This is a genomic window from Streptomyces sp. NPDC021356, from assembly GCF_040641015.1.
GTDB lineage: Bacteria > Actinomycetota > Actinomycetes > Streptomycetales > Streptomycetaceae > Streptomyces.
The window spans coordinates 68,619-81,135 of record NZ_JBFACU010000033.1; the positions used below are offsets into that span (position 1 = coordinate 68,619).

The 12,517-nt window shown below is 72.5% G+C and carries 9 protein-coding genes and 1 pseudogene; 4 read left to right on the plus strand and 6 right to left on the minus strand.

Going from position 1 to position 12,517, the window contains the following annotated elements:
• The first annotated feature begins 33 nt into the window (after window positions 1-33).
• Window positions 34-591, plus strand: a complete 558-nt coding sequence (locus AB0G56_RS33110) for an acyl-CoA thioesterase (RefSeq protein ID WP_360976893.1) — start codon at window positions 34-36, stop codon at window positions 589-591.
• 34 nt (window positions 592-625) lie between these two features.
• Here the strand turns inward: AB0G56_RS33110 and AB0G56_RS33115 are convergent, their stop codons facing one another.
• Window positions 626-2,131 (minus strand): LCP family protein, encoded by a 1,506-nt coding sequence (locus tag AB0G56_RS33115; RefSeq protein WP_360976896.1) that lies wholly within the window; start codon window positions 2,129-2,131, stop codon window positions 626-628.
• Between the two features lie 128 nt (window positions 2,132-2,259).
• On the opposite strand from AB0G56_RS33115, the gene AB0G56_RS33120 reads away from it, so the two are divergent.
• Entirely contained in the window at window positions 2,260-3,291 is a 1,032-nt protein-coding gene (locus AB0G56_RS33120) for a glycosyltransferase family 2 protein (RefSeq protein WP_360976898.1), read from the plus strand.
• 103 nt (window positions 3,292-3,394) lie between these two features.
• Here AB0G56_RS33120 and AB0G56_RS33125 read toward each other — a convergent pair whose 3' ends face one another.
• The 4 genes and pseudogenes from AB0G56_RS33125 to AB0G56_RS33140 form a co-directional block, all read right to left on the minus strand.
• On the minus strand, window positions 3,395-5,002 hold the full coding sequence (locus AB0G56_RS33125; protein ID WP_360976965.1) for an LCP family protein: 1,608 nt from the start codon (window positions 5,000-5,002) through the stop codon (window positions 3,395-3,397).
• A gap of 138 nt (window positions 5,003-5,140) precedes the next feature.
• Entirely contained in the window at window positions 5,141-6,904 is a 1,764-nt protein-coding gene (locus AB0G56_RS33130; protein WP_360976901.1) for an LCP family protein, read from the minus strand.
• A gap of 518 nt (window positions 6,905-7,422) precedes the next feature.
• Window positions 7,423-7,632 (minus strand): annotated as a pseudogene (locus tag AB0G56_RS33135) (LCP family protein); the annotation flags it as partial.
• Window positions 7,633-7,791: 159 nt separating this feature from the next.
• Window positions 7,792-8,547 (minus strand): TIGR03089 family protein, encoded by a 756-nt coding sequence (locus AB0G56_RS33140; RefSeq protein WP_360976904.1) that lies wholly within the window; start codon window positions 8,545-8,547, stop codon window positions 7,792-7,794.
• A gap of 131 nt (window positions 8,548-8,678) precedes the next feature.
• Between AB0G56_RS33140 and AB0G56_RS33145 the strand changes: the two genes are divergently transcribed.
• Window positions 8,679-10,100, plus strand: coding sequence for a peptidoglycan recognition protein (locus AB0G56_RS33145; protein WP_360976907.1), 1,422 nt, complete (start codon window positions 8,679-8,681; stop codon window positions 10,098-10,100).
• 69 nt (window positions 10,101-10,169) lie between these two features.
• Window positions 10,170-11,252 carry an NDP-sugar synthase gene (locus AB0G56_RS33150; RefSeq protein ID WP_360976910.1) on the plus strand — a complete coding sequence of 361 codons (1,083 nt, stop codon included), beginning with the start codon at window positions 10,170-10,172 and terminating at the stop codon, window positions 11,250-11,252.
• Window positions 11,253-11,373: 121 nt separating this feature from the next.
• On the opposite strand, the gene AB0G56_RS33155 is transcribed toward AB0G56_RS33150, so the two are convergent.
• Window positions 11,374-12,465 (minus strand): DNA-3-methyladenine glycosylase 2 family protein, encoded by a 1,092-nt coding sequence (locus AB0G56_RS33155; protein WP_360976913.1) that lies wholly within the window; start codon window positions 12,463-12,465, stop codon window positions 11,374-11,376.
• Between the last annotated feature and the right edge of the window lie 52 nt (window positions 12,466-12,517).

A 12,517-nucleotide genomic window follows, 5' to 3' on the forward strand; every position in this document is an offset into this window, starting at 1 on the left:
CCCCGGATCCCGACGCGGCATAAGGTGGAGCCCATGACAGATCAGGCCCCCGTCGCGGAATCCGGCACCGCGGAGATACCGGGCAAGCCCACCTCGGCGTCCCGGACCACCCTCAGCCACATCATGACCCACAGCGACACCAACCTCCTGGGTACGGTGCACGGCGGGGTGATCATGAAGCTGGTCGACGACGCCGCGGGCGCGGTGGCCGGGCGGCACAGCGGCGGGCCCGCCGTCACCGCGTCCATGGACGAGATGGCGTTCCTCGAACCGGTCCGTGTCGGCGACCTGGTCCATGTGAAGGCCCAGGTCAACTGGACCGGGCGGACCTCCATGGAGGTCGGCGTCCGGGTGCTCGCCGAGCGCTGGAACGAGTCCGCCCCGGCCACCCAGGTCGGCTCCGCCTACCTGGTCTTCGCCGCCGTGGACGCGGACGGCAGGCCCCGCGCGGTGCCGCCCGTCCTGCCCGAGACCGAGCAGGACAAGCGCCGCTGCCAGGAGGCCCAGATCCGCCGCACGCACCGCCTGGCCCGCCGCCGCGCCATCAAGGAGCTGCGGGAGAAGCGGGCGACGGAGGGCTTCGAGGACTGAGCCGCCGCCCCGGCCGCCCGGAGCCCCGCCGGGCTCAGTCGCACGCGACCTGGTCGCCCCGCACCACCTCGGTGGTGTCCTGGTTCACCGTGCGCACCCGGACCTTGCGCACCTCGCGGTACTCGCTCCCGGCGATCACCCGGAGCGTGGCGCCCTGCCCCGGTACGGCCCGCAGCTCGCTGCCCGGCAGCGCGGCGGCCAGCGACCTGGCCGAGCGGTCCCACCGGGGGTCGTAGAGGACGACGGTCCGCTTCACCCCGCGTTCCCTGGCGTCCACGGGCGCCCTGGTCGTGCCGAACCCGACCGCGGCCAGCGCCGTGTCGACCCGCCGGCCGAGGCCCACCGTGCCGGTGCCGTTCTCCACCTGGACCCTGATGCGCTGCGGGGGGATCTCCACGGCCGCCGTGCCGTCCGGCTTCCGGTCCGGCCCGCGCACGGCCAGCGGACGGTCGTCGCGCAGCGCGCGGAAGAGCCGGTCCGCCTGCGCCTGGTCCCACTTCACGGTCGAGCCGAGCCCCTTGACGGGGAAGGACGTCTGCGCGACCGGGACCGTGGTGAACTCGGACGAGGAGGGCGAGAAGTTCCGCATCGCCCGGCCGAGGTCGAGCAGCTCGTCGGTGTGGAAGCCCTGGTCGGCGCGGACCGAGCCGAGCACGGCCCGGGTCACGTCCCGGAACTTCAGGGGGTTCAGCAGCACCCGTGAGGAGGTCGCCCGCTCGATCAGCGCGGCCAGGAAGAGCTGCTGGCGCTTCATCCGGCCGAAGTCGCTGGCCCCGTCGATGTGCCGGGAGCGGACGTACTGCAGGGCCTGGCCGCCGGTGAGGGAGTGGAGGCCGGCGGGCAGGTCCAGGCCGGTGTAGGTGTCCTTCAGCGGGAGCGCGGTGCAGATCTCGACGCCGCCGAGGACGTCCACGGTCCGCATGAAGGTGGTGAAGTCCACCTCCAGGTAGTGGTCGATCTTCAGGTGGGTCATGCTCTCGACCGTGCGCACGGTGAGGTTGGGGCCGCCCTCTGCGTACGCCGCGTTCAGCTTGACGGGGTGCGGCAGGTGCTGCTTGCCGGTGTTCCGGTCGAGGTGGGCGGGCAGGTCGACGTAGGAGTCGCGGGGCAGGCTGACGACGCTGGCCCGTTCCCGGTCCCGGGAGAGGTGCACGATCATCATCGTGTCGGTGCAGTGGCAGGGCTGGCCGCCGAGCCGGTAACGCTGCCGCTCCTGCTCACTGATCTTGTCGCGGCCGTCGGTGCCGACCAGCAGGACGTTCATGCCGTGGCCCGTCGGCGGCCGGTTCTTCATGTCCTTGAACGGGTCGACCCGGATGATGTCGGCGTCCAGGCTGGAGACCACCGCGTGTCCGATCCCGGCGGAGGCGAGCACCACCACGGAGACCGTGGTGGCTGCCCGCATGGCCCAGCGCGGCCTGCGGCGCGGTGGGGGCGCGTACGGAGCACGGGCCGCTCGGGAAGGTGCGGCGGCGGCCTGTCGCGGTCCGCGCCGCGGGGGCGCGGGCGGCCGGGGCGGCCGGGGCGACGTGGTGGACATGGGGGGACACCTCCGCGTAGGGCGTGGGTGGACACCGTGAGCACCGTAGGCCCATACGATCTGCTGCCCGGTGCGGCGGGCCCCGCGGCGCGCACCGGTGTCCCCCGTTCGCGGTAACGTGAGCACCGATGAACGCCAACTCCGACGTGCGGCTCCCCGCTGTTTCTGTGATCATGCCGGTCCTCGACGAGGAGCGGCATCTGCGCGGGGCCGTCGAAGCGATCCTCGCGCAGGAGTACGACGGCGAGATGGAGGTCGTGATCGCCCTGGGTCCGTCAGCGGACCGCACGGACGAGATCGCCGCCCAGCTCGTCCGCGACGACCCGCGTGTGCACACGGTCCCGAACCCCACCGGGCGCACCCCGGCCGCGCTCAACGCCGCGATCAAGGCCTCCCGCCATCCGATCGTGGTCCGCGTCGACGGCCACGGGATGCTCTCGCCGAACTACATCGCCACGGCGGTGCGGCTCCTGGAGGAGACGGGCGCGCAGAACGTGGGCGGCATCATGCACGCCGAGGGTGAGAACGCCTGGGAGCACGCGGTCGCCGCCGCGATGACGTCGAAGATCGGCGTCGGCAACGCGGCCTTCCACACCGGCGGCCAGGCCGGCCCGGCCGAGACGGTCTACCTGGGCGTGTTCCGCCGCGAGGCGCTGGAGCGACAGGGCGGCTACAACGAGGAGTTCATCCGCGCCCAGGACTGGGAGCTGAACTTCCGCATCCGCGAGGCGGGCGGCCTGATCTGGTTCTCACCCGAGCTGCGGGTCTCCTATCGCCCCCGGCCGAACGTGCGGGCGCTCGCCAAGCAGTACAAGGACTACGGCCGTTGGCGGCACGTCGTCGCCCGGTACCACGAGGGCTCCATCAACCTGCGCTACCTCGCCCCGCCGACCGCCGTGTGCGCCATCGCGGCCGGGATCGTGGTGGGCGCGGCCGTGACCCCGTGGGCCCTCCTCGTCCCGGGCGGCTACCTGGCGGCGATCGCCGCGGGTTCGCTGCCGGCGGGCAAGGGCCTGCCGCTGCGGGCGCGCGTGCGCATACCGGTGGCCCTGGCCACCATGCACATGTCGTGGGGCTGGGGCTTCCTGACGAGCCCCAGGTCCCTGGCGAGGAAGGTCATCGCCTCCCGGCGGCCGGCGGTCGTCGCCACCGCCGGCTGATCAGCCGGCCCGAGCAGCACGCCGGAAGGCCTCTGACAGCAAGCACCCCCAAGGGCCCCTCACCGCGCCGCGGCGAAGGGCCCTTGGGCATGGATGTCCGTCCCTACCACTGGTAGGGCTTGTACACGTCCATGCACTGCTTGGTGTCCGCACCGTTGATGGCGTCGGAGTTCTCCGGGATGTCCCCGGCCTTGGGGGCCTCCTGCTTCGGGTAGGTGCTGCCCTGCCGCCAGTCCGCGCCGACGACGACGGTGACACCGGAGACGTCCGTCGACTTCTCCACCGAAGTCGTCGGGATGCCCAGGGCGGTGGCGACCCGCTCGGCGTCGCCCTTCAGCTCGGCGCTCGGGTAGCGCACGACCGTCTGGGAAGCGGACGGGGTCGTGGTGCTGTCCGGCGACGCCTTGCTGAAGCCCTTGCCCACCAGCTCGTCGCTGATGGCGGTGGCCCGGTGGCCGACCGGGGCCAGCTCGGTGGTGCGGGTGCCGTTCTGCACCGTGACGCCGATCTGGCCGTCCGGGTGCGCCGGTTGCGTGGCGGGCGGGGTCTTGGCGCCGCTCTTGCCGGCGTCCTTCTTCGCGTCCTCGGTCTTGCCGTTGGCGTCGAAGGCCACGTCGTCCCGGAGCAGCTTCCAGATCTTCTGGGCGTTGGCGCCGTCCGGTACGCGGTGGTCGCGGTTCTGCGGGTCCTCGACGTTGGGCATCGTCGTCATGGTGATGCGGTCGGTGGGGACCGTCTTGAGCTGCATGCTCAGGTCGTACAGCTTCTTGGGGGTGCCGATCTCCTCGGACACCCCCAGCGACTTCGTGGCCGCCTCGGTCAGGTTCAGCAGCCGGCCGGTGTCGGTGAAGATGCTCTGGCTCTTGAGCGTGCGGATCATCGAGTTCAGGTACATGTGCTGGGCCCGGGCCCGCAGCAGGTCACTGCCCCAGGCGTGCCGGGTGCGCAGCCACTGGAGGGCCTGCACGCCCTTGACCTTGTGGGTGCCGGCCGTCAGCTTCAGGCCGGACCCGCCGCGCTGGGCTGCCGTCGAGTGGTCCCACACGTTCTGCTTCACGCACACGTCCACGCCGCCGATGGCGTCCGCCATCTTCACCACGCCCGCGAAGTCGATCGTCATCCAGTGGTCGATGTACACACCGGTGAGGTTCTGCCAGGTGGCCAGCGTGCAGCCGGCGCCGCCGCGGGCCAGCGACTCGTTGATGATGGTGTTGACCGGCGGATACTCCTTGCCGGTCTTCGGGTCCCTGCACTTGGGGATGTCCACGCGGGTGTCGCGCGGGATGCTCACGACCTCGGCGCTCTTGCGGTCCGCGGCCAGGTGGATCAGCATCTGCACGTCGCCCAGCGGCGGGCTGCCGCGGTTCTCCCGGCTGCCGCCGAGCGCGACGTTGGCATCGGAGTTGCGGCTGTCCGAGCCGATCAGCAGGATGTTCACGGGCGTCTGGCCGTCGGCGTTCGCCCTCGTCTTCTGCGCCTTGGAGTCGCCGCTGTCGCGCTCGCCCTTGCGTATGTTGCCGTTGAGGTGCTCGTAGTAGAGGTATCCGGCGCCGGCCGTACCGAGTATGACCACCGCGAGGACCGTGGCCGACCAGCGCAGCACCCGCCGCTTCGGACGTCTGCCGCCGGTGCCGCGGCTTCCCCGGCCACCTCCACCGCCGCGACGGCCGTGACCGCCTCCCGCGCTCTTCTCGTGTTGCGCCAGAGGCATCGTGTCCTCGACCGCGGGCCCCTCCCCGCGCAGACCGCTCTGCGTCAACTCCCCATCCTCCCCGCCCTCATGTCATCGAACAGGCCTGTCGTACGCCGTGTTAGACGTACGACAGGCCCGTAAGGTCACACGGTGCGCTCAACTGGCGCACTGAACCTTGTCCGCCGTGTGCTGCCCCTGCACCGTGGGTGCCTTCTCGGGTGCGGTGAGCGACACTCCCGCTCCCTTGTAGTCCTTGCCCAGGGTCAGCGTCATGGCGGGCAGCCCTTGGGAGTTGGTCACGCTCTTGCCCGGCTTCAGCGCGGAACCGGGCAGCCCCATGAGCGCGGCGAGTTCACGGGCCTGGGCCCCCTGGTCGGGTGCGTACTCCAGGGTGGTCTTGTCCAGCTTCTGGGGCGCGTTGCTGCCGTTCTCCGACTTGAGCACGCCCTGCTGGTTCTGCAGCCAGGTGAGGGTCTCCTGCGCGGCGCCGTCCTTGGCCCCGCCGTTGAGGATGCGCACCCGCACCTCGCCGGCCGCCGACCGGGTGCCCTTGAGCTGGGCCGACTGCGCGTCCTTGGCCTGCTGCTCCTTCTTCTTCACGTCGGTGAAGGAGACGTCGCCGCCGATGGCCTGGAAGACCTTGGGCGCCTGGCTCTGATCGACGATGACCGTCTTGTGCACCGGGCCGTCGGCCGGGTTGTCGAGCACCGGCACGGTCAGGAAGGTGATGTTCTTCGTCGGCACCTTCTTCAGCTCCAGCGCCACGTCCTTGAGCGTGCTCGGCTTGCCGATGCCGGTGTCGACGGTCAGCGACTTGGTGGCCGCGTCCGCGAGGTCGTACAGCTTGACCGGGTTGGTGAGGGTGTCACTGGAGGCCATCTTGCGCATCAGCGAACTCAGGAACTGCTGCTGCACCTTGATCCGGTCCAGGTCGCCGTGGTTGCCGAAGCTGTGCCGGGTGCGGACGAACGCCAGCGCCTGCTCGCCCTGGATCTTGGACGAACCGGCGGGCAGGTCCAGGTGCGAGTCCTTGTCGTTGACGGGGTGCTTGAGGCACACCTCCACGCCGCCCACCGCCGACGTCAGCGTCTTCACCGCGTTGAAGTCGGCCATCATGAAGTGGTCCGGGGCGATCCCCGTGACCTCCTTGACCGTGCGCATCGTGCAGCCCGGGTCACGGCCGTCCTGGCCGAGGCTCGTGTTGAACCGGACGTTCGAGGTGCCCGGGATGACCTTCGTGGTGCCGTCGGGCTGCTTGGTCGGGCAGTCGGGCACGTCGACGATCAGGTCGCGGGGGATGCTCAATGCGGTCGCGTTCGTACGGTCCTTGGAGACGTGCAGCAGGATGTTGGTGTCCGCGTGGCCCACGCTGCCCTTGTCGCCGTAGCCCTCGTTGCCCGCGCCGGTCCGCTTGTCGGTGCCGATGACGAGGATGTTGAAGGCCTCGTCCTTGCTGAAGCCGTTCTTCGCCGCGCTGCCCACGTCGGTGGTGGTGACGTTGCCTTCCAGGTGCTTGAAGATCAGGTAGCCCGCCGTGCCGACGCCGACCAGGACGAACGCCATGGTGCCGCCGGTCCACATCAGGACCTTCTTGGTCCTCGACTTCTTCTTCTTTTCCGGGCGGCGGCTGCGCCTGCCGGGCGGGACCGGCTCCTCCGCGGGCACGCCGCGGCGGCGGCGCGGACCGGGCACGGTGGGTGCCGGAGCGCTCTCGCGCGCCCGCTCTTCTCCGGCCGGGGCACCGCGCCGCCCGGAGGCCGCGCCGCCCGCCCCGGGGGCGGAGGATCTGCGCGGGCCCGGGACCGGTGACTGCGGAGGGGAAGGATCCAGTCGCAGTTCGTATTCACCAGTGTTCGGATTGAGCACCCACTGGTCTGCGGGATCGATGTTGTCCGCCCGCCCACGGCCTTGCGCGTCCACGGTTGTCCGAACCCTCCGTCGGGGCCACGCGGCGCCTTCCCCCGAGGCGCTCAGGTCTGGTTCACGGTGTACGACCCCAGGGTGACCTCGCGGCCGGTAGCACCGGATCGCTCACACTATCCGGCCTGTTGAGCATTGAGCGACGCCGGTGACGAATTCCACGCCCCTACAACTGGGCAATCCGCTCATTTTCCCTGGACAAAAGTTCGCCCTTGGCCGCGGCTTTACCCGCAGGGGAACCGGGCGGCGGTCTTGCCGGTGAACACAGGGGTGGGCGAGGGTGGGGCGGCGAGGGCGGAGGCGGTCCCGGGGGCCGCCGGCACCCCTCGGAAAACGTACTGAACGTAGCCGTACGACTGCGCAGTCGATTCCTCCCCGGGTGGGGAATCGGATCCGGGTACGGATTCCCGCCAAGCTGAATTGCCGCCGTTTGTGCTGGAATCCCGCGATACCTCCGGGGCGACCTCCACCGGCCGGTCGGCGCACAGCGCGGCGAACAGTCCCGTGGAGATGTCGCGCCCGCTGAAGTCGACGACCACGTGGTGGTCGATCCGGATGACGGTCAGCTTCTCCACGGTACGGATCGTGCACGCCGAACCCCCGGTCTCCTGCGCGTAGTTGCGCATCGCGGACACCTGCGCGGGGCGGCCGCCGTCGCGGCGGAGGCGACCGGGCACGTGCACCATCAGGTCGCGGGGCAGGGGCGCGGCGGTGGCGCTGCGCCGGTCGTGGTCAGGCGGGCGGCGGGACGGGCCGGAGGTACGGAGGTACGGACGTACGGAGGTACGGACGTGCCGTCGTGCCGTCGTGCCGTCGTGCCGTCGTGCGGAGGCCGCCTCGTCCGTCCGGCGGGCGACAGGCGGCCGTCCAGGCGTACGGAGCCGACCTCACCTCGCCGTCGTCGTGATCCGTTCGCTCTCGATGCGCTTGGCCAGCGCGTCCTCGTCCAGGTGGTCCAGGTTCCGGCAGAGCACGACGGAACCGCCGGCCGCCAGCGGCGCGAACAGGCCCGCGCTCAGCCCCTCCCACGTGTCGTACGCCAGCCCGGACAGCAGCCGGGAGCCGGGCCCCGTCAGGTTCAGTCCAGGCGCGTCCGCGCGGGCGCGCTCCACGACCTCCGCCGCCGTGTACTGCGCACCGGCCGCGATCAGCGCGGGCTCCTCCGGGTCCACCGGCGCGAACGGCGCGAACCGGTCGCCCTGCGCGGGCACCTCGACGGCGTAGTCGGCGAAACCCGCGGGCGGCTGCGGGAAGCGCCCGCCCAGCGGCCGGAGCGCCAGCGCGACCCGCTCGCCCGTGCAGGCGCGCGCCGTCTCCAGCGTGTCGGGGCCGCTGACCACGACGTCGGCCGCCGCCGGATCCCCGCCGACGTCCGCGACCGCACCCACCGACGCGCACGCCAGCAGCCACACCGCCGTCTGCCAGTGCGCCGGGAGCAGCAGCGCGACCCGGTCGCCGGGGCCGGCGGCGAGGTCCCCCTGGAGGAGGTTCGCCGTCTTGGCCACCCAATTGCCGAAGGTGGCCACGGACAATTCGACGCGTTCGCCCGTGGCGTCGTCGTAGAAGGTCACCAGGGGGCGTCCCGGGTCCGCGGCGAGCGCGGAACGCAGCAGGTCGGCAGGGGTGCGTTCGGTGGCGTTCACTTGCGCAAGGGTACGCGGCGCCGCGCCCGCGCACCCGGGGACGGCGGCCGTGGGTGCCCCGGCCGGCCACCGGTTCGGGGGAACGACACCCGACGCACCGTCAGTTCGTAGATGGACATATATGTCTGACTATGTCCAAGATCAGGGGCATGCGTCGATACGGATTCCTTGCGTCCTCGATCGGTGTCACCTGTGCGGCCGGTCTCGCCCTCGTACCGGGCGTCCCCGCGGGCGCCGCCGCAGCCGCCGCTCCCGCCGCGTCGGCCACGACGGCGGGAGCGGCCCCGGCCGGCGGCCCGGCGGCCGTCCCCGGCAGCACCCAGTCCCTGCCCCTCGTCCCGCGCGCAGCGGGCCGCACCCGCGGCCGGGCCGCCGGCGCCGCCCTCGAACAGGGCCTCCGCCGCGCGGACGTACGCCACTTCTCCCTGGTCGGCGTCGTCTGGGACAACCCCGCCACCGAACTGCACGGCAGCGTCCAGATCCGCACCCGCTCCGCAGCCACCGGCACCTGGTCCGACTGGCAGGACGTCGACACCCACAACGCCGACCACGGCGCCGACCCCGGCACCGCCGAGCGCACCGGCGGACACATCCGCGGCGCCACCGCGCCGCTGTGGGTGGGCGACTCCGACGGCGTCGACCTGCGCGTCCGCGCCGACACCGGGGACCGTACGGACACCACCGCGGCCGAACCCCCCGTCCCGCTGCCGTCCGGGCTGCGCCTGGAACTCGTCGACCCCGGCGACACACCCGGGGCGGACGGCCCCCAGACCGACCAGCCGCGCACCGGCGACCTGAGCGAGGCGGCGACCGCCGCCTCGGCCGCCAACAGCGGCCTCGCCCCCCTCGGCGCCACCGAGATCCCGGCCCTCGACCGGGCGGACACCGAACGCGAACTGCTCGACCTGCGCGGCGACGAACTGACGGACGCCCAGCGGGCGGAGCCGCACATCGGCGCCCGCCCGCGCATCGTCACCCGGCGCGGCTGGGGGGCGGACGAGTCACTGCGTTCCCCCGGGTTCGTCTACACGAAGAAGGCCAAGGCGGCGTTCGTCCACCACACCGCGACGGGCAACAACTACCGCTGCTCGCAGACCTCCTCGGTCATCCGCAGCATCTACCGCTACCACGTCAAGAGCATGGGCTGGCGCGACATCGGCTACAACTTCCTGGTCGACAAGTGCGGCACCGTCTACGAGGGCCGCGCCGGCGGCGTGGCCAAGGCGGTGCTGGGCGCACACACCATGGGGTTCAACAGCAACAGCGTCGGCATCGCCGTCATCGGCACCTACAGCAGGTCCAAGCCCTCCTCGGCCGCCGTCAAGGCCGTCGCCCGCTTGGCCGCCTGGAAGCTCGGCCTCTACGGGATGAATCCGCGCGGGAAGACATACCTGAAGTCCGGCGGTGGCAACCTCTACAGAAAGGGAAAGAACGTGCACCTGAACGTGATCTCGGGCCACCGGGACGGCTTCGCCACCGACTGCCCCGGCCGCAAGCTCTACGGCAAGCTCGGCACGATCCGCTCCACCGCGGCGCGCTACCAGGGCCGCTGAGGCCGATCTGCATACACTGGCCGGCCGGAAGACAGCGCGGCCGGTCCCGGCAGGAAGCAGAGACGACAGGTGACAGAAGCGATCCTCCTGGTCGGCGGCAAGGGCACCCGGCTGCGCCCGCTCACGGTGCACACCCCCAAGCCGATGGTGCGGGCGGCCGGCGTGCCGTTCCTCACCCACCAGCTGGCGCGGGCCAAAGCGGCGGGAGTCGAGCACATCGTGCTCGCCACCTCCTACCTCGCCGAGGTCTTCGAACCGTACTTCGGCGACGGCTCCGCGCTCGGACTCCACCTGGAGTACGTGACCGAGGAGGAACCGCTCGGCACCGGCGGCGCCCTGCGCAACGTCGCCCCGCGTCTGCGCTCGGGTCCCGACGAACCGGTCCTCGTCTTCAACGGCGACATCCTGACCGGCCTGGACATCCGAGCCCTGGTGCGCACGCACGAGGAGACGGGCGCGGACGTCTCCCTGCACCTGACGAAGGTGACGGACCCGCGTGCGTACGGCCTGGTCCCGACCGACGGCACCGGCCGGGTCCTCGCCTTCCTGGAGAAGCCGCAGACCCCCGAGGAGATCGTCACCGACCAGATCAACGCGGGGGCGTACGTCTTCCGCCGCTCGGTCATCGACACGATCCCGCGGGGACGTCCGGTGTCGGTGGAGCGCGAGACCTTCCCCGGCCTGCTGTCGGCCGGGGCCCACCTGCAGGGCATGGTCGACTCCACCTACTGGCTGGACCTCGGCACCCCGGCCGCCTTCGTGCGCGGCTCGGCCGACCTGGTGCTGGGCCGGGCCCCCTCTCCGGCGGTCCCCGGCCGCTGCGGCGACCGCCTGGTCCTGCCCACGGCCGTCGTCGCACCCGACGCCAAGGTGACCGGGGGCACGGTGGTGGGGGAGGGCGCGTTCGTCGCCGAGGGCGCGCGGGTGAGCGGCAGCACGATCCTGCCCGGCGCCGTCATCGAACCCGGCGCCGTCGTCACCGACTCCCTCATCGGCGCCCGTGCCCGCGTGGGCACCCGCTCCGTCCTCACCGGCACGGTGATCGGCGACGGCGCGGTGGTCGGCGCCGACAACGAGCTGCGGGACGGCATCAGAATCTGGTGCGACGCCCGCATCCCGGCACGAGCGGTCCGCTTCTCCTCGGACCGGTGAGGGCCGACCCGGGGGCTGCGGCGTCCGGCGGCTGACCAGGGGCGGGGGGCGTGCGTGACCTGCCGGCCGACCGGGGTGGGACCACGGCGGACCGAGTCGCCCTCACCGACGGCCAAGGCCGCTACAACCGGCCCATGTCGCGCACCGGCATCCGCGGCGCCCGTCGCGGCGGCACCCGGCCGCTCAGCAGGATCAGCCGGGCCGCACGGTGCCGCTGCCCGGCGTACGGCTCCAGCAGCCGCAGCATCTGCGCGTCGTCCGCCCCGCGGTCCCCGGCCAGCGCGAACCCGACGATCCCCGGCAGGTGCAGGTCCCCGACGGTCACCGCGTCCGGGGCGCCGTGACTGCGCTGCACGGTCTCCGCCGACGTCCACGGCCCGATCCCGGACACGACCTCCAGCCGTTCCCGCGCCGCCGCCGGAGCCATCCGCACCGCCTCCTCCAGCCGCGCGGCCACCCGCACCGACCGCAGCACCGTGGAAGCCCGCTTGTCGTCGACCCCGGCGCGGTGCCAGTCCCACGACGGGATCAGCGCCCAGGTACGCGGCTCCGGCATCACGTGCATCCGCACCGGTACGGGCCCGGGAGCCGGTTCCCCGTACGTGCGCACCAGCGTCCGCCACGCCGCGTACGCCTCGACCGTCGTGACCTTCTGTTCCAGGATCGACGGGATCAGCGACTCCAGCACCAGCCCGGTCCGCGTCAGCCGCAGTCCCGGCCGCCGGTGCCGGGTCAGCGCGAGCAGCCGGTGCCTCGGCGTGAACGCGGCCGGGTCGTCGGCCGCGCCGAGCAACTCGGGCAACCGCTCCAGCAGCCACTCGGCCCCCGGCCCCCACGCCTGCCCGCGCACCTCCCCGCCGCGCGCGCAGACCCGCAGTGTGCCGGGACCCAGCGGGGTGCGGCTGGCCCGCCACACGGACCCGTCCGGCATCGCCCGGAACGTCGGATCGGCCGGCCCGCGCCGCAGCGGTCCGAGCACCAGCCCCAGGTCCAGCGGCCCGTCCGGCACCCACGTCCGCACCCGCTCGGGCGCGCCGGCCTGATGCGGCACGCCCCCGGCGGCGCCGGCGCCCCCGGCATCCCCAGCGCCCGCGGCGGGCAAGCCGGGCACGGCAGGCGAGCCGGGCATGGTGGGCACGGCAGGCACGTCGACATGGCCGCCGCGCACGGTGGTGCGCGTGGGCCGCGGTCGCGGGGCGAAGCGTCCTGCCACGAATCAGATCCCGGGGTCGTCGATGGTGCGCTACGAGCCTAAGCGGTCACCC

What these genes read in the sequence shown, in the direction of transcription:
- AB0G56_RS33110 (WP_360976893.1), top strand. Translation starts at nt 34, where the DNA reads ATGACAGATCAGGCCCCCGTCGCGGAATCCGGCACCGCGGAGATACCG.
- AB0G56_RS33115 (WP_360976896.1), bottom strand. Translation starts at nt 2,131, where the DNA reads ATGTCCACCACGTCGCCCCGGCCGCCCCGGCCGCCCGCGCCCCCGCGG.
- AB0G56_RS33120 (WP_360976898.1), top strand. Translation starts at nt 2,260, where the DNA reads ATGAACGCCAACTCCGACGTGCGGCTCCCCGCTGTTTCTGTGATCATG.
- AB0G56_RS33125 (WP_360976965.1), bottom strand. Translation starts at nt 5,002, where the DNA reads ATGCCTCTGGCGCAACACGAGAAGAGCGCGGGAGGCGGTCACGGCCGT.
- AB0G56_RS33145 (WP_360976907.1), top strand. Translation starts at nt 8,679, where the DNA reads ATGTCCAAGATCAGGGGCATGCGTCGATACGGATTCCTTGCGTCCTCG.